Raw genomic sequence first — 18,111 nt, forward strand, 5'->3', positions numbered from 1 at the left:
GGTATTAGCATTCGTTTCCGAATGTTATCCCAGTCTTATGGGCAGGTTACCCACGTGTTACTCACCCGTCCGCCGCTAACTTTACCCGAAGGCAAGATCCGCTCGACTTGCATGTATTAGGCACGCCGCCAGCGTTCGTCCTGAGCCAGGATCAAACTCTCCATTAAAGTGTTTGACTTGCTCATTCATTAAAAACATCGCTTTTCCGTTATTTCTAACGGGGCAGTTTCGCTCGTTGTTCAGTTTTCAAAGAACAATTTTCATGACAACGCGGAGTATCTTATCACGCTATCACTTTCAGTGTCAAGCTTTATTTCTCATCGACATTGTTCGATGATATCAGCTTTTCTTCCGAACCGCTTGTCTCTCGCGGCCGGAATAAGAATATACCATGGATCGAAATAGAATTGCAAGCTTTATTTTTCGGACGGTGTAATCCCTCGTCAGCTTGCACTCTAGCCACAGGAAAAGAATGAATCGAAGCCATATTTGTAAAAACGAAAAAATTGCGTAAAATAACGCCGTTGGCATACACCCAGCCTTCAACCCAAAGCATGCGGGAGGTGACGCAAATGGCTAAACAGCAAGGTCATGCAAATAAAAATACGCAAACCAAATCATCGGATAAGAAAGGCAATTCTTCCGGGAACAACCACTAAAGGATCAAATAACGATTAACCGGCAACGGCCTTCGAGCAGAAGACCGTTGCTTTTTTACACCTTCATCTTACACGTACATGTTCCCAAAAAGGGCGGAATTCATATACATGGAAATAGTATCTCTTCCCGCAATACTATAAACCCTTGTTATGGAGGTTTAGCCCCAGGATGCCATTTCCTAGCAACGCGCAGTTTGTTCCCTTGAAACAAAACAACATTAATGTTGTTGATCCAATCCGTGACGTTAACCCGGATGAAACGGACATTGTTGGTGACGCTCAGTTTCCGGCCGCTTATTACGCGTACGACGGAACTAACGTATATTTTCGCATGCGCCTTAACGCCGACCCCAGGTTCAAGAACAATTTCAGCAATTTCGCATGGGGCGTATTGTTCGACACCGATAACAATCCGGCTACCTACGAATGGGAATTGGTCGTAAACGGGTTGGAAAACGAAGTACAGCTTATTGTCAACTCGGTTAAGCTGCCAAATGTTATGACGGACCAAGCGGAAGGAACGGACGGCAAAGGAAAACCCAGTTATAGCGAAACCATTTGCAACTTCGATATCGCAAGGGCGCAACCTACCGATGATGGCTCTCAGCTAGGCAGCGCAACCAACTATTTTATCGATTTCTTTGTTCCTGCCGGAACCTTGTTCTCCCTCCTTGGCATCACCGATCAGTCTGCTATTCGCTTCTTGTTCTTCACGGCAACGAATAACAACATTTTCAATAAGGACTTTATCGGAACCGGACAAACGTTAAGCACTCTGTTTTGCGATCCGGTTACCATTGCCGGAGGCGACGTAAGAGCCAAGTTGTCCGTCACGCAAACGGTAAGCTCCTCTACAACCCCCATTATCGCCGGGCAAGCTTCTTCCTTTACGGGAACGATAAATGTTGCGAATACGGGACGAAGCCAGGCATCAACGATTTTCCTGCAGGTGCCGTTCTTGTTTGATAAGACTATATCCTTGTCCGCTACTCAAAAAACGCAAGGAACAACCGCATTCAACAGTACAACTAGAACACTGACCTGGAACGTCGGCAATCTTAACGCAGGCGTTACGGCTTCCCTGTCTTATCAGGCTTCCGGCCAATTCAATACATCCGGCTCAAGGACCGTGGACACCAAGACGGTAACTGCGGTCGACAGCTTTACGGGGGGAGACATCACCGCGCCCGCTTCCTCCGCAACGGTATCCGTTATAGCCATTGGAGGAGTAACCGGAACGATCATTGATAAATCAACCGGACTGCCGCTTTCAGGAGTTTCGGTTCAGGCTGCAACCGTGCCCGGAGGTGCAAATGTTGGACTGACCGTCTCTAACGGCGGCGGTCTGTATGGACTTCCCCAGCTTCCTGCGGGAAGTTACAATCTCACCTTCAGCCTAAACGGCTATCAAACGACAACGGCTGCTGCAACGGTTGCCGCGGGCACAGTTCAAACCGTAAACATAACTCTGGTACCGGTTCCTGCCGTTATTCAGGGTACGATTATTGCGTCAGTCGGCGGCAATCCAATTGCCGGCGCCGTCGTGCATGTCACGGATTCCATTGGTGTACTGACTGCTCAGGCAGTAACCAACGCGGCTGGCGCTTACGCAGTGACCGGGCTTACCCCCGGATATTACCGGGTCAGTTTTTCCGCTGATCAATTTCAGGCACGAGACTTTCCGGTAACCTTGTCGATCGCGGAGACCCTCACATTGAATGCCGCACTGGCACCGAATCCGGGAGCCCTTACCGGTACTATCACAAATGCGCAAACAGGCGGCCCGTTAGCGGGCGTACTGATTGAAGCCCTGGATAATCGCAACAGCATCCTAGCCACGGCAACGACGAATGCTGCGGGCGTTTACACGCTATCTTCCCTGTCTCCAGCTACAAACGACCGGCTTCGATTATCCGCCGACACGTTTGTAGCGCAGGTGATAGGTTTCTCCATCGCTGCGGGACAAACGAAAACAATTAATGCGGCCTTATCCCCGGTTGCGGGAGCGCTGTCGGGCATTATTACGGATATCGTAACAGGAGCACCTCTTGCGGGAGCAAGCATCCGCGTTTTTACCTCGGAAGGAATAACGCTTCAGACCACTTCAACGGCTGCAGACGGAAGCTATACGATTCCTTCCCTCTCGCCCGGCTCTTATTCGATTGTCATTGCCGAAGAGGGATATGCGGGTCAAACGATCGGAGCCATGATTAATGCCGCCGCAACAACAAAACTAAATGTCGCGCTTGAGCAGCTTGCCGGAGCAGTCGCCGGACGGGTGACGGATTCGGTTACAGGAGCCCCTGTGGAAGATGCGATTATCCGCGTTTTTTTAAATAACATTATCGTCGTCAGAGTCGCCACACTCGAAGACGGAACATACGATATCGGCAATCTGTCGCCCGGGGTTTATTTCGTGACCATCCGGGCAGACGGATACGGCGGACAATCGTTTAGCGTTACGATTAATCCAGGTCAGACGACGTCCGAGAACTTCGTTCTTTTCCCCATTCAAGGCTCTCTTACGGGGATTGTAACGGATCCGTCGGGCACTCCCATTGTTGGTGCAATCATCTCCCTGAATGTTAACGTTGCAGGAGGCGGCTTGCTGCTTACCCGTTTTGTCACCCAAACGGATGGCCGTTATGTCATCGAAAATTTGCTGCCTTTGCAATACCTCGTAACCGCCGCTGCCAATCCTTATCAAAGCAGCTTCCAAAGCGTTGCCGTTGCGGCAGACACACGCTCGACGCTTAATTTCGTGCTCCAGCCAAACCCCGGGATTTTAAGCGGAACCGTCGTAGACTCGAACGGGGTACCGGTAGCCGGTGCTGCTGTCGCAGTCAAGATGCTGTCGGGAACAGGCGTTGTCATTGCGACCATTTTCACCGACAACGACGGGCATTTCCAAGTCAGCAGCCTGACTCCAAGCATTTATACCATTCTTGCATCGGCGACGGATTTCCAAACGGCATCTGCTACCGTTAGCGTTGCTTCAGACCAAACGGCAAACGTTATGCTCGTCCTCCTGCCGGATCCGGGAAGCATTGCAGGGCAAATTACGGATGCCTTTACTGGCGGTATCGTATTAGGAGTGGCCGTAACCCTCACCGACAGCAACAACTTCCTCATCGCTTCATTATTTGCCGATACGAAAAGCGGTTACCAGTTCGACGGCCTGCCTCCGGGCAGCTACACCGTGGCTGTTCACGCGCTGAATTATGAAGGAGAAGTGCTTGGCGGTATCGTCCATTCCAACTCGATTACTCCCGTTAATTTCGCTCTTCAGCCAAATCCGGGCACGCTTGTCGGCGAGGTTTCTCCGGCAATCGGCGGAGCGGTCGTTCAGTTATTCAATAACAACAATATCCTCATATCCTCAGTCTTTACGAGATCCGACGGGACATTTACTTTCTTTGGAGAAAAAAACGGCTCTTATTATGTAACGGCCGTCGCCATGGGGTATTCCTCGCAAGTCGCCGGAGCGACCATCCTTAGCGGACAAACGACCCAAGTGTCGATAAACCTGTCGCCAAACCCCGGTCAAATAACCGGAATCGTCGTTGATCCTGCGGGCAATCCGATACCAACGGCTGTAGTTAAAATATTGAACAGCAATGAGTCAATCCGCGGGATAGGCCCTGCGCAAGGAAACGGGAGTTATGTCATAGACGCCATTCCGGCCGGCGCCAAAACCGTCATTGCATCAGCTCCTAACTTCAGCACGCAGGTGAAGGGCACTTTCATCGATCCGGGCGAAATCGTAACCGGTGTCGACTTCGTGCTTAGTCCGGATCCGGGTACGATCAGCGGACAAATTACCGACCAATCGACCGGATTGGTTATACCCGGCGCAAGCATAGAGATTCGGATGGGCGAGGCTACAGGTCTGTCCGTCGGTTCCGCAACAACAACTCCGTTCGGCAACTTTCAAATTAGCGGCTTGCAGCCCGGTTCGTACACCGTCATTGCCAAAACCAATCAGTTTGCGACCGGCACAATCGGAACCTCCGTGGAAAGCAACGGCTTCTCTATCGCGAACCTGGCGTTAAATCCTCTTTTTGGGGTAATCAGCGGCAGCGTAACGGATACAGCCGGCAATCCAATTGGAGCAAATGATACTAGAATTAAGCTCTACACCAAGGACGGAACTATGATCGAGACCGCGTTTGTCGAAGTAGACGGAAGCTTCTTCATAAACGGCGTCTCTCCCGGTGAATATATTATTTCGGTTTCCTCTCCATTCTTCGAAACGGAAACCGTCGGTATTGCGATTCGAGCTGGCATCACTACCTCTGTACAGATTCAATTAATCCCGCAGACGGCGACGGTTATCGGAACGGTCAAAAACAGCTTCACGTCAGCGCCGGTGAGCGGCGGTCTCATCATCCTTACGGATGTTGACGGTTTGCCTATCGATACGGCATTCACCGATGATACAGGCAGTTTCATTATATCGGGCATACCCGCCGGCAACTTCGCGATTTCCGCCGTGGCGCCGGGCTTTGGGACGGGAATTGCCGCTGTCGTTACGCGAAGCGGTCAAACTTCCGTTGCGGTATTGCTGCTGACTCCGCTGCCGGGGGGAGTCGTAGGATTCGTCAGCGACCTGACTAACGGAGCAAACATTGCAGGAGCGGAAATTCGAATTACCGACGCAACTACCGGCGCGGTCGTTGGTACTGTCCTTAGCGATAACGGCGGACAATATTCATTCCCGGCATTAGCTCCCGGCAGCTATAATGCGATCGTCACCGCGTCCGGCTATGCCGCAGAGTTTGGCGGCTTCACTATCGCATCGGGCGAGACTACCCGCTTCAGCTTTGCGCTGCAGCCGCTGCCCGGACGGTTAATAGGAAGCGTGTCTAATAAGGCAACAGGAGCACCTCTCCCAGGCGTTACCGTCCAATTGCTGCAGTATAACAATTTTGGGCCGGCACTTTCCACCTTGCTAACCGATACCAACGGCTTGTTTGATCTCGGCGAAGTCGCCCCGACCAACTATGCCTTGACGGCCTCGCTGCAAGGCTTCATTACCCAGCAATCCTCCACCCTGGTCAACCGGGGCGAGACAACGGTTGTTGCCTTTGCACTCCTTCAAATTAAAACATCCGTAGGCGGAACGGTTACGACTGGGCCTGGGCGCCAACCGCTGCCAAACACTTCGGTTACCATCATCGACAACAACGGAGTCATTGGCGGAAACGGGATTACCGACAGCAACGGCGAATATGTCGTACCTAGCATCCCGGCGGGTGAACAGACGATTATCGTGAGCCAACCTTCTGCAGGCACTTCTACAACCGTCATTCCGGAACAGCTTGGTCAAACCCAAACAGCAAACGTGACAATCCCGGCGATAGGTCAATCCTTCCCGATTACGGGCACCGTCACGAGCAATGTGGACGCATCACCGATTCCGGGCTCCGTTATTCATGTGCTGGATTCCTCTACAAAAGTGTCCCTGCAAACGGCAATAACGGATCTTAACGGAGCGTATATAACGGATCCCGTAGCGCCCGGCACTTATACCGTAACGGGCTCCGCGCCTTCGTACGGCTCTGCGGCCCACTCCTTAACAACAAACGCAGCAGCCGCTGCAAGAGCCGACCTCACGTTAAGCGCAGCTTTCGGAACGCTTCGCGGAACCATAAGGGATACTTCGGGCAACCCGCTTGACATGGCGCTCGCCGAGATTGTTACGACCAACCGCGAATTGATTCGCCAAATCATTAGCAATAACAGCGGCCAATACGCTTTCACAAATATTGCAGCCGGCACGCCAACAGCCGAATTCTCCTTCCCGGGCAAGCAAACCGCGGTGCGTTTGCCAACGATTTTTGACGGGCAGACGACCATCCTGGACATTGTGCTTATTGACGAGGAAGAGGAATAAGGAAAGGTTAATCGCGTAGGGATCAAATAGAAGGACCGGGAGTTCCATAAACAAAAAGAAGGACCACGAATACAAATCGTGGTCCTTCTTTGGCCTACCCCTCTTGAGATTTGCCCCTCCGATTATCGATTATCCACCTTCTCCGGATACATATCATGATTAAACAGCCGCTGCTCGGCCATTTGCTCATATTTGGTACCGGGCTTGCCGTAATTGCAATACGGATCGATCGAGATGCCGCCGCGCGGCGTAAATTTGCCCCATACTTCGATATAGCGGGGCTGCATCAGCTCGATCAAGTCGTTCATTATGATGTTCATGCAGTCCTCATGGAAATCGCCATGGTTGCGGAAGCTGAACAGGTACAGCTTGAGCGACTTGCTCTCCACCATTTTTACGTCGGGGATGTAGGAAATATAAATGGTCGCGAAATCCGGCTGGCCCGTCATTGGACATAAGCTGGTAAACTCCGGACAGTTAAACTTTACGAAATAGTCCCGGTAAGGATGTTTATTGTCGAAAGCCTCCAGTACCGCAGGCGAATATTCCATCGGGTAACGCGTTCCCTGATTGCCAAGCAGGCTGATTCCTTGCAATTCCTCTTCGTTTCTTCCAGACATCAGTTAGTCCTCCCTCTGCTTACACGCCGCGTTTGTTGCCCCATACCAGGGCATGAAGCTGCGGCAGCACTCTTACGTTCGTCATATCCTCGCGCTTCATCACTTGATCGATTAGCCATTCGTAACGTTCAATCAGCTTGGCCGCGAGCCTCCCGTTATCTCCCTCAACCAGATCGTCATTGCCCGTCTGCACAAAAAACGACACGTTCGGATAACGGTTATGCACCTTGGCGGCATAAGCCAAATCTTCTTCGTCAAACACAACAACCTTCAAGCTGAACGGGTTGCTTCCGTCCGATACATTCGCAACGATCTCATCAAGCACTTCCCAATTCGTCGTCATGCCGGAGCTTGGCGGCTTAGGCGACAGGGTCAGCTCATCAATAGCAAGAAGCCAGTCCTGCCAGCGGCTGCCTTGCGTTTCCACCGCCACTCGAACGCCGTCCCGATGAAGGGCATCCACCAGTTCATCCGCATTTTTCAGCAGAGCGGGATTCCCCCCCGACAAGGTGACATGAGAAAAGGCATTCCCTCCGAGCTCCCGGAGCTCGCTTACAATCTCGCCTGCCGTCAGCATGCGGATATCGTCTTTCCCCGTTCCGTCCCACGTAAATGCGGAGTCGCACCACGAGCAGGAATAATCGCAGCCCGCCGTACGGACGAACATCGTCTTTTGCCCGATCACCATGCCTTCGCCCTGAACGGTTGGCCCGAATATTTCCATCACCGGAATTCGTTTCTCAGCCATGTGTTACAACCTTCTTCGGACGGTAAATGCAATAGCTGGTTGGCGTCTCCCGCAGGAAAACCTGTACGCAGGTCGCCTTATTCGGCGTTTCGTCGAGAAAAGCTTGGACAATCTCGTAAATCGTTCGGGCGACAACCTCCGTGGTTGGAAAACGGTTCGGGTCGTTATTGTCGAATACGTCTGTATGATCATTCAAATACGTATGGTCAAAGCGGTTATGAATCAGCTTCTTCACCGCTGCGAAATTCACCAGAAATCCGGATGAATCCAGCTCATCGCCGGCAATCGTCACGTTAGCGAAATACGTATGGCCGTGCACGCGGGCGCAATGCCCCGCTTCCTCGGAAGGAATGGAATGCGCGGCCGCAAATTGCATATCTTTATTTAATTCATATTGAAAGGAATGCGGGACGCTTGGATAAATTTGCTGAATCATTCCGCTCTTCCCTCCTCTTTGGAGGCCAAGTAACGGTTCAGCCCCTGGCTCCGCAGCTTGCAGGCCGGACATTCCCCGCAGCCGTCCGCAATGACGCCGTTATAGCAGGTTAAGGTCTTGGTCCGCACGTAATCAAAGGCGCCAAGCTGGTCAGCCAGTTCCCATGTCTGGGCTTTATCCAACCACATGAGAGGCGTCTCGATCACAAACGGATAATCCATCGACAGATTAAGCGTTACGTTAAGCGATTTGATAAAAATATCCCGGCAATCCGGATAACCGCTGAAATCCGTCTCGCATACGCCGGTAACGATTGCTCTTGCTCCAATCTGCTTCGCGAGCACCCCCGCAAAGGAAAGGAACAATAAATTTCGACCGTCTACAAACGTAGACGGCAGGCCGCCTTCCTGCTGCTCAATCTCGATATCCGAGCGGGTCAGCGCGTTAGGGGCTAGCTGGTTAAGCAGGGACATATCAAGCACATGATGCTTGACCCCAAGCTCTTCGGCAATCTGCGCGGCGCATTCCAGCTCGAGCGCATGACGCTGCCCGTAGTTGAAGGTGACTGCTTCCACCTGTTCGAAGCGTTCCAGAGCCCAGAACAGACAGGTTGTGCTGTCTTGCCCGCCGCTGAATACGACTACCGCTTTTCCTTTTTTCATCTTTCTTCTCCTCCCTTAATGAAGGAGAGACCCTTCGAACAAAACCCTGTACACATGTCTCAAAACGAAAAAAATGGAATCAGAATAGATTCCAGTTCTTAGTTTTTTATAGAGGGAGTTCGCGAACCTCTCCTGAAGCTTGAAGCTTCAGCATTTATTCGAATGTACCTACGTACTATACCATATCTCTGGTTATCCGGCTATATGCCAATTAATCGAAATCCTTGTGATGCCACTCGTCTTCCGGCAAGCCAAGATCCTCGCCCGAGAAGCGCTGCTCGCGGAACGGGTCGGCATAATTGTGAAAGCCGTTTCTTTCCCAGAAGCCAGGGCGGTCTTCCTTCATAAATTCAATCCCTCTGATCCACTTGGCGCTCTTCCAGAAATACAGATGCGGCACAAGCAGCCGCATCGGCCAGCCATGCTTGGCAGTCAGCTGTTCGCCGTCGAAGCTGTGAGCCAGCAGGATGTTGTCATGCATAAGATCCTCGAGCGGAAGATTCGTCTCGTAATCCTGATCGGCATGAATCATGACATATTTGGCATCCGGGCTCACGTTAACCAGCTTCAACAGATCCGTGAAGCGTACGCCTTCCCATTCGGTATCCAGCTTCGACCAGCGGGTAACGCAATGAATATCGTTTGTCTGTTTGATTTGGGGAAGAGCCATGATCTGCTCGTAGGCAAGCACCTTTTCCTCTTCCACTTCCCCAAATATGCGCAAGGTCCATTCGGACATATCGTACTCCGGCACTTCTCCTTCATGCAGGATCGGGAAGCGGTCCGTCGTTGTCTGTCCGGGCGGTACGCGATGCGCCAGCTCGGGCGCGACATTCGCCTTGAGCGCAGGAGCTTTCTTCAAACGCTCAGCCTTCTTGCTTGTATTCATGTTGTTCCAAGCCTCCTGAAAAGAATGATCACACGAACAGCCATCGTTAGACTGTTCGCGATGATTCTTGCTTCCTAAGCCTAAGCTTATGTATTTCCATTCTACTATAGCAAGCAAAACAAGACCTGCGCCTTTCGGCTATTGACACCAATTTGTAACAATGATAATATTTCCATACAATTCCGAGTGGATTAATTGAAATAATCAATCTTTTATATCAATGGAGGTTTTGAATGATGAATTTACGCAACAAATGGCTCCTTTCCGGGTCGCTCGCTTTATCCCTTCTTTTCACAGCAGCTTTACCCCCGTCCGCAGCCGAAGCCGCAGCAGTGACAACTTCCGCGGTCGTGCAGTCCTCCTCTACATTAATAACAGAATATGAGCAGTTCTTGCAAGAGAAATACGGCATTACTTTCCGGCAAGGGACGGTTACTAGGGGACAATTCCTTCAGGAGGTGGCCAAGGTTCTTCATCTCGGGCCTGCCGAGTCCAAACCGGTCTTTAGCGATCTCGGAGCCGACAGTCCTTATTATTCATCCGCAGCGGCATTATATGAGCAGGGTATCATCACTTCTCTAAAAATCGAGGCCGATAAGCCGCTCCAAGCGACCAGCGCGCTTTATATCGCCGTTAAAGCAGCCGGTCTGACCGAGCTTGCCCATTCTTACCCGCTAAGCAAAACAACCGATGCGCTGAAGCAAATTGGCTACTCCCACGCAGGACTAAGCCTGTCCGCGTCGCAAGAGCTTGCGGCTGCCGTTCATAGCGGACTGCTCCCTTCTTCCTTCTATAAAGAAGTGAAAGGAAAAGCCGCATCTTCCGATCTGGCGGAAGCCCTTCTCGTACAGATTCTTTCCATTAAAGGAGAGTATAAGCATTATATCGGTTATACCTCCGATGCCGATATCTACGGCAAGCTCGCGGATGCCTACAACACCTCCGACATCATTCAGTCGCCTGAGCTTCAAACGGTAGTGGACACGGCATTGAAGCAAAATCTCGTTACCGGCTACAATCTGAAGGATAATCGTTTCGACGCCAACTTCGTCGATTCGCTCACTCTTACATACGGCCACGACAACTTGAAGCATGCGGTTCAGCTGATCGGCTTGCTCCGCAGCGAAGGAATCCGCGTCAAAGTACAGTTCGAGCCTAAAACTTCCGCGTTTATCTATTTGAAGGAGTGGGGCGAGCCTGTTCAAACGGAGAACTATAAGGTCGTCCAAATCGAGAACGGCAATTATATCGCTTACGCCAAAGAATACGATCTGAAATTCGAATTCGCGAATGCCGCGGACAAAGCCCGCTTCCAGCCGGTTATTCTGCAATACGCAAAGAAAAACAGCGAGGACCAGACCGGCCTTATCGCCAGCTCCTGGTGGCAGCCGCTTTATTACTCCTCGACCAAGCTCGATGATTATATCCAGATCACGAACAACAAAATTACGGGCGCCGGCCACTATTACGCGCAATCCTTCTCGTTAAACGAGCCTTCGGCTGCTATTGTAGAAGGATTCAAAAAACTTGGCACAGGACTCGACATCCAATCCTATCCGATCTGGGTCGATAAACCATTCTTTAATTATCTGAATGGCGAATCCCTATAAAGAGTAATGCAAAAAAAGGTCTGCCCCCAGCCACGTAACTAGGGGCAGACCTTTTGTCTATTCTTCCGTCGCATCGCTCTTCGGATCCAGATTCGCTGCCATCCGCATGAAGATGTCCGTTGCTTTCTCGATATCGTCAAGCTCGAAGCCGTCATACAGTTTAAACATAATGCGCTCGCGCATTTCCATCACATGATCCACCAGCTTGCGGCCTTCGTCGGTTACGCTAAGCATAACGATACGACGATCGTACTCGCTCCGCGAGCGCTCCACATAGCCAAGGTCGATCAAGCGATCCGAAATCCCCGTTACGGCGCCGCTTGTAATACGCAGCCATTCTGCCATGGCAGATGCCTTCTGGGGTCCATGCTGCGCAAGAATAATAACCATCTTGCCTTCCGTCATCCCAAGGCCGTGAACATTAAACCGGTTATATTCCGCGTTAATCAGCCTGCGCAGCTTGCGGAATACGTCATCCATCTCTCTTAGTTTAAGAAGTTTCTCCTGATCCAGGTTCATCCATCCACCCTCGCTAATACATTCATATCTATAAATATACCGTGTTTTGAACGCATAGCCAAGTCCAGCCCTAAGAATTAAGCAAATCAACCGATTCTTTGCCCAATACAATTTTCCTTGCTCCTTGCCAGAGAAAGCGCATAGCCTCTTGCAGCGGCCATGCCGCGGTAGAAGCAGCTGCAGCGACAAGACCGTGACGGTGCGTGTCGGACAGTCCTATCGCAACCGGATGAGAGCCGTATTCAGGCATCTCCTGAACAAGCTCTTTCATGGACTCAATCTGTGAAGCCGTTAATTGATCGGTAAACAGACAAAAGGTCGCCATATGCGTCATCTCCTCCCAACAGCCGGGAGCCGCAAGCATATGGGCGCTAGGCACAATCCGCTGCCGCTGGGCGAAGATCAGCTCATCCTCATAGTAAACGGACAAGCTGTTCCGAAACTCTGCGTATTGGAACCGCTCTTCGCGCAGCGTGCGTCCCGGACAAAGAATATCCGCCTGCATCCACACGGCTCCCGTTTCCAGATAGACATTTGTCTCGCTGCGCAGTCTCGCATCCTTATACAGCATAACCGGCTCCGGCATATGTTCAATAACCGCGTAATGACCAAGCCGGAAGGTCTGACAAATCGATGATCCCACCGCCCCGCCCCCAAGCGGACTGGGATGAACCTTCAAATAAGACTGCGTCGTGATATAAGCCTGCGAGGAGCCGTGCGCCTGCCATTCCATTTCGTAACGGTCCCCCTCCAGCAGACCGGGAGATGCATCCATTATCATGACGGCCAGTTGTTCTTGAAGCGGAAAGCTCTTGGCGATCTTGATAGGCGCGGTGTGATACTTATCCGAAAGACGGGTTACGCCTTCCGCACAATGAAAGCAGGCGCGCAGCACAGAGCTTCGTACCGCGCGCTCTTCCCGTAAATCCGCCGCCATTCCTAATGCTTATGAGGCATGGAGCCAAGCTGCGCGATATGGGTATGCGCCTCGCCACGCGCATGCGCAAGCTCATGCTCCAGCCAGCCAACGATTTCGGCTACCCCATCGCCGCCGAACATATTGGAGAAGACAAACGGACGATCGCCCCGCATCCGCTTCGAATCCGCATCCATCACTTCCAGGCTTGCACCTACGTACGGGGCAAGATCGATCTTGTTAATCACGAGCAGATCCGAACGCATAATGCCCGGGCCGCCTTTGCGAGGAATCTTCTCGCCTTGCGCAACGTCGATAATATAGATGAAGAGATCCACCAGCTCCGGACTAAAGGCAGCGGCCAGATTATCACCGCCGCTCTCGATAAAGATCAGGTCCAGCTTCTCGAATCTGCTCTGCAGCTCTTCAATGGCTTCGAAGTTCATCGACGCATCCTCCCGGATAGCCGTATGCGGGCAGCCGCCCGTCTCTACTCCAAGAATTCGTTCCTCGGGAAGCACTCCCGTATTGACGAGAATTCTTGCGTCTTCCTTGGTGTAAATATCGTTCGTAATAACGGCTAAGCTGTATTTATCGCAAAGCTCGCGCGACAGCCGCTCCACCAGCGCCGTTTTGCCCGAGCCAACCGGACCTCCGATTCCAATCCGGACCGGACGCGAAGAGTCGATAACCGGCTTCACCCATTCCTTATGCGTATGACCTTGACCTTGGCACATTGCAATTCCCCGCTTTCCTATTATGGTTATGACATAAATAAACGCGAATACAAACCCTCATGCCGGATCATGGCCAGCTCCGCCATCGGCATATTGGAATAGGCCTCCTCGGGCAGCATCGACATGGCCAGCTCCGTCGCTCCGTCTATCCCTAAAGACAGCCTTGCGATCAGCGACTGGCCTTCGGTCTGCCCGATCGACATCAGCCTTAGAGCGCTATTCACGCAAGTAACGACGCAGGTGTATAAATAGCCTTGAATAGCTCGTTCTTCCTCTACGCCAAGACGCCAGCATAGATAACCGTGGACCAGCGGATGGGTAGCCTGACATTCTTTTCGCCGTAATGCCTCATTTAATAAAGACCAATCCAGCTGAGGATGAATGGCAGCCGCAAGCTGCAGCAGACGCCGCCCCATCTTCTCCATGCCAACTCTCGTCTCTACCGCAATCCGCTGCACATGCACAAGCCGCTCGACTGCAAACAGCCTGCTCCAATCCCCATGCGGAGCATCCCTGTATACGGCCCGGATGATCATCGCATCGGAAGTCGCCCAGCTTTGCCGCATCATAACCGAAGCATACTCATATAGCTGCGCGCTATGAACGACCCGCCCTTCCTGAACCATCGTCTCGAGACCAAACGAGTGGGAAAATCCTCCGATCGGCAGGGCAGAGTCCAATAGCTGCTGCATGGCGAGCCAAGCTGCAGAGTACCCCATCAGCCACCGCCCTTCCTAGAATAAAAAGTAACGCTGAGCCATCGGCAGCGAATCTGCCGGCTCGCAGGTCACAAGCCCGCCATCCACGGTTACCTTATAGGTCTCGGGATCAACCTTTATCGACGGCGTTGCGTCATTATGGATCATGTCCTTCTTCGTAACCGACCGGCAGCCCTTCACCGGCTCGATCCGTTTCTGAAGTCCCAGCTGCCGATCAATGCCGTTGTCAAACGCCGCCTGCGAGACAAACGTGATCGAGCTGCCGTAAACAGCCTTGCCAAAGAAAGCAAACATCGGCCGGCCGAACACCGGCTGAGGGGTAGGAATGGAGGCATTCGGATCGCCCATTTGCGCGTAGGCAATGCTTCCGCCCTTCAGTACCAAATCCGGCTTCACGCCAAAAAACATCGGCTGCCAGAGCACCAGATCCGCGAATTTCCCCACCTCGACAGAGCCTACCAAATGCGAAATGCCATGCGTGATGGCCGGATTGATCGTATACTTCGCCACATAACGCTTTATGCGGAAATTATCGCTTTCCGTATCGGGAGACAACGGCCCGCGCTGCCGCTTCATTTTATCCGCCGTTTGCCATGTCCGTATAATGACCTCGCCAACTCTCCCCATAGCCTGGGAATCCGAGCTGATCATGCTGAAAACGCCAATATCATGAAGGATATCTTCCGCCGCTATGGTCTCCGGTCTGATCCTGGAATCCGCAAAGGCCACATCCTCCGGAATGCGACTGTCCAAATGGTGGCAGACCATCAGCATATCCAAATGTTCTTCAATCGTATTAATCGTAAAAGGCCTTGTCGGGTTGGTGGAGGAAGGGAGTACGTTCAATTCCCCAGCCGCTACGATAATATCCGGCGCATGGCCGCCGCCCGCGCCTTCCGTGTGGTAGGTATGAATCGTGCGGCCGCCAATCGCTCTCAGCGTATCCTCCACAAATCCCGCTTCATTCAACGTATCCGTATGAATGGCCACCTGAATATCGTAGCGGTCGGCAGCCTTCAGGCATGCGTCGATCGCCGCGGGAGTGGTTCCCCAGTCTTCGTGAAGCTTCAGCCCAATGGCTCCCGCCTCAATCTGTTCAATTAAAGGAGCCGTAAACGAAGCATTTCCTTTGCCCGTAAAGCCCAGGTTCATCGGAAAATGCTCCGCCGCTTCCAGCATTCTGCGCATATGCCAGGCACCCGGGGTAACGGTTGTCGCATTGGTTCCCGTTGCCGGCCCGGTACCGCCGCCAATCATCGTAGTAACGCCGGAGGAAAGCGCCGTCTCGATCTGCTGGGGACAAATGAAATGAATATGCGCATCCACGCCGCCGGCCGTAACCACCTTCCCTTCGCCCGCAATAACCTCCGTGCTTGCCCCTGCGATCATACCCGGCGTGACCCCGTCCATAATATCCGGATTGCCTGCTTTGCCAATCCCGACGATAAAGCCGTCTTTAATCCCGATATCCGCCTTCACAATCCCCCAATGATCGATAATAACAGCGTTTGTTATTAGAGTATCCAGCACGCCTTCATCCCTTAGAGCGCCGCTTGATTGCCCCATGCCGTCACGGATGACCTTACCGCCGCCAAATTTGCACTCATCGCCGTAAACGGTATAATCCTTCTCGATCTCAGCCCATAGCTCGGTATCCGCCAGCCTTACCGCATCTCCTGTCGTTGGGCCGAACATGGCCGCGTATCTATGCCTGTCAATGACGCTCATCCGCCTTCTCCTTCCCATGCGTTAAGACGCGCCCGGACTTCCTCCGGCAGCTTGCCCGCTTCCGCCTTCCCTTGGGATAGTCCGTTTAACCCGTAGGACAGCTTGGAACCGCCAAGCTCAACCAGCGTGACCGGCTTTTCCTCCCCCGGCTCGAACCGGATCGCCGTTCCGGCGGGAATATGAAGACGCATGCCAAAAGCCGCTTCGCGGTCAAACGATAATGCCCGGTTTACTTCAAAAAAATGAAAATGCGAGCCTACCTGGACGGGGCGGTCGCCTGTATTCGCAACGATCGCTTTTACCGTCCGGCGTCCGGCATTAAGCACGATGGAACCGGGCGTAACCCGGTATTCTCCCGGTATCACTTAAGCATTCCTCCTTGGCACCTTCAGACTAGCCGGAGATGGGGTGGTGGACCGTCACAAGCTTTGTTCCGTCCGGGAAGGTAGCCTCTACCTGAACCTCATGGATCATTTCCGGAATCCCGATCATGACATCTTCACGCCTCAACACCTTGGTTCCGTATTCCATTAGCTCCGCTACGGTCTTGCCGTCACGGGCGCCCTCCATAATCTCGGAGGTAATGAGCGCTACGCTTTCCGGATAATTCAGCTTAACTCCCCGGTTCAACCGTCTTCTGGCCAAATCTGCTGCTATGGTAATAAGAAGCTTCTCCTTCTCGCGTTCCGTCAGTTGCATGCTTACCACCTCTCCCAAATGTATTAGTTTCATTATAGACAGCCGCCTGTTTGAAGTAAATGGAATTATGTTAGGTAATATGACATAATAATGATCGTTATCAACGAATAAACTCCTTTTAATTCGACATATCTCACCTTTACATGACATATCCACGTCGTATCCATAGTTTTTTTGTCAAAAATAAAAAGAACCCGCAGGTTACGCGCTTTATGTAAGCACGTCCCTGCGGGTTCTCGTCGCAAATATTTGAACTATTTCTTCGCTACATATTTACGGATATCGAATGCTACGGCAACCACGATGATTGCACCTTTGATGATCAGCTGCCAGTAAGGGCTCACGCCGATGTAAGTCAGACCGTAGTTGATTACCGTAAAGATCAATACGCCCGCGATAACGCCTTTCACCCGGCCAACGCCGCCTGTCGTGGACACGCCGCCGACTACGCAGGCTGCGATCGCGTCAAGCTCGTACATGTTACCGTAGTTGTTTGTCGCACCGCCCGTACGCGCTGCCTCAAGAACGCCGGCAAGGCCGTACAGAGCGCCTGCGATACCGTAAATCCACATGAGGCATTTGGCTACATTAATACCGGATACGTGAGCGGCTTGAATGTTGCCGCCGATCGCGTACATGTTTTTGCCAAGCGTTGTTTTGTTGAAGACAACCCATACGATAAACGCGACAAAGATCGCGATCAATACGATGTAAGGCAGAGACCAGTCACCGCTGCCGATGGAACCCGTGCCAAGATCGGAGAAATCTTTGCGAAGACCGCCGATTGGCTGCGATTGGTTAGGAGGCATATCGAAGTACAGGGAGTTCGCGCCGTATACGGCAACCATGGTACCCAGCGTTGCGATAAACGGCGGAACATTAAACTTCGAAACGATAATGCCGTTGATCAAGCCGACAATGAGACCTACAACGACCGCGATTAGGATCGGAAGAATCAATGGCAGATGCGGCAGGTTCGGGAAAAACTTGTTCGCGTAATCCGCGCTTTGCAGCATCGATGCGGATACAACCGCCGTCAAGCCTACCACGCGGCCGGCCGACAAGTCCGTTCCGGCCGTAATCAGGATAAACGCAGCGCCTAGCGCGATGATTAGACGCGTCGACGATTGAACGAGCATATCCCGGAATGTCGTAACGGACAAGAAATTCGTGTCCATGATGGTTATCGCAGCGATAAGAAGAATCAGAACGATCCAGATCGCGTTTTGTGAAAACATACTTCTAGCTCTTGAACCTTTTGTAGCTTCCATGA

At 52.1% G+C, this 18,111-nt stretch carries 15 protein-coding genes, 1 rRNA gene and 1 riboswitch; of the genes, 2 read left to right on the forward strand and 14 right to left on the reverse strand.

The features are described 5' to 3' along the window. Positions 1-167 (reverse strand): 16S ribosomal RNA (locus tag EV294_RS12325); the annotation flags it as partial. Positions 168-828: 661 nt separating this feature from the next. On the opposite strand from EV294_RS12325, the gene EV294_RS12330 reads away from it, so the two are divergent. Beyond that, complete coding sequence (locus EV294_RS12330; protein ID WP_132307183.1) at positions 829-6,555, forward strand: carboxypeptidase regulatory-like domain-containing protein; 5,727 nt, start codon at positions 829-831, stop codon at positions 6,553-6,555. 122 nt (positions 6,556-6,677) lie between these two features. Here EV294_RS12330 and queF read toward each other — a convergent pair whose 3' ends face one another. From queF to EV294_RS12355, 5 genes are all read right to left on the reverse strand, one after another. Continuing rightward, complete coding sequence (queF, locus tag EV294_RS12335; RefSeq protein ID WP_015845875.1) at positions 6,678-7,175, reverse strand: preQ(1) synthase; 498 nt, start codon at positions 7,173-7,175, stop codon at positions 6,678-6,680. 19 nt (positions 7,176-7,194) lie between these two features. Continuing rightward, a complete protein-coding gene (queE, locus tag EV294_RS12340; protein ID WP_132307184.1) occupies positions 7,195-7,923 on the reverse strand; it encodes a 7-carboxy-7-deazaguanine synthase QueE in 729 nt (242 codons plus the stop codon). Further along, positions 7,916-8,359, reverse strand: coding sequence for a 6-carboxytetrahydropterin synthase QueD (queD, locus tag EV294_RS12345; protein ID WP_132307185.1), 444 nt, complete (start codon positions 8,357-8,359; stop codon positions 7,916-7,918). Before queD ends, queE begins: the two co-directional genes overlap by 8 nt. Further along, positions 8,356-9,021, reverse strand: a complete 666-nt coding sequence (gene queC / locus EV294_RS12350; RefSeq protein WP_132307186.1) for a 7-cyano-7-deazaguanine synthase QueC — start codon at positions 9,019-9,021, stop codon at positions 8,356-8,358. Before queC ends, queD begins: the two co-directional genes overlap by 4 nt. A 92-nt stretch (positions 9,022-9,113) precedes the next feature. Further along, positions 9,114-9,157: riboswitch (PreQ1 riboswitch) on the reverse strand. Between the two features lie 75 nt (positions 9,158-9,232). After that, a complete protein-coding gene (locus EV294_RS12355) occupies positions 9,233-9,910 on the reverse strand; it encodes a sulfite oxidase-like oxidoreductase (protein ID WP_132307187.1) in 678 nt (225 codons plus the stop codon). 233 nt (positions 9,911-10,143) lie between these two features. On the opposite strand from EV294_RS12355, the gene EV294_RS12360 reads away from it, so the two are divergent. Next, positions 10,144-11,520: a hypothetical protein gene (locus tag EV294_RS12360; RefSeq protein WP_132307188.1), complete on the forward strand. Its 1,377-nt coding sequence runs from the start codon at positions 10,144-10,146 to the stop codon at positions 11,518-11,520. Positions 11,521-11,577: 57 nt separating this feature from the next. Here the strand turns inward: EV294_RS12360 and EV294_RS12365 are convergent, their stop codons facing one another. The 8 genes from EV294_RS12365 to mglC form a co-directional block, all read right to left on the reverse strand. Next, entirely contained in the window at positions 11,578-12,039 is a 462-nt protein-coding gene (locus EV294_RS12365; RefSeq protein ID WP_132307189.1) for a MarR family winged helix-turn-helix transcriptional regulator, read from the reverse strand. A gap of 70 nt (positions 12,040-12,109) precedes the next feature. Then, the gene (locus tag EV294_RS12370) at positions 12,110-12,976 is read right to left on the reverse strand and encodes an urease accessory protein UreD (protein ID WP_243711648.1); all 867 of its coding nucleotides are present in this window, start codon (positions 12,974-12,976) and stop codon (positions 12,110-12,112) included. Positions 12,977-12,978: 2 nt separating this feature from the next. Then, positions 12,979-13,692, reverse strand: coding sequence for an urease accessory protein UreG (gene ureG, locus EV294_RS12375; RefSeq protein ID WP_132307190.1), 714 nt, complete (start codon positions 13,690-13,692; stop codon positions 12,979-12,981). Positions 13,693-13,718: 26 nt separating this feature from the next. Further along, entirely contained in the window at positions 13,719-14,411 is a 693-nt protein-coding gene (locus tag EV294_RS12380) for an urease accessory protein UreF (RefSeq protein ID WP_132307191.1), read from the reverse strand. A 15-nt stretch (positions 14,412-14,426) separates the two neighbouring features. Then, positions 14,427-16,139 carry an urease subunit alpha gene (ureC, locus tag EV294_RS12385; RefSeq protein ID WP_132307192.1) on the reverse strand — a complete coding sequence of 571 codons (1,713 nt, stop codon included), beginning with the start codon at positions 16,137-16,139 and terminating at the stop codon, positions 14,427-14,429. After that, complete coding sequence (locus EV294_RS12390; RefSeq protein ID WP_132307193.1) at positions 16,136-16,504, reverse strand: urease subunit beta; 369 nt, start codon at positions 16,502-16,504, stop codon at positions 16,136-16,138. The genes ureC and EV294_RS12390 overlap by 4 nt, the downstream gene beginning before the upstream one ends. A 28-nt stretch (positions 16,505-16,532) precedes the next feature. After that, positions 16,533-16,838, reverse strand: a complete 306-nt coding sequence (locus EV294_RS12395; protein ID WP_132307194.1) for an urease subunit gamma — start codon at positions 16,836-16,838, stop codon at positions 16,533-16,535. 254 nt (positions 16,839-17,092) lie between these two features. Then, positions 17,093-18,109 carry a galactose/methyl galactoside ABC transporter permease MglC gene (gene mglC, locus EV294_RS12400; protein ID WP_132307195.1) on the reverse strand — a complete coding sequence of 339 codons (1,017 nt, stop codon included), beginning with the start codon at positions 18,107-18,109 and terminating at the stop codon, positions 17,093-17,095. Positions 18,110-18,111: the final 2 nt, after the last annotated feature.

The organism is Paenibacillus sp. BK033 (genome assembly GCF_004345425.1).
GTDB lineage: Bacteria > Bacillota > Bacilli > Paenibacillales > Paenibacillaceae > Pristimantibacillus.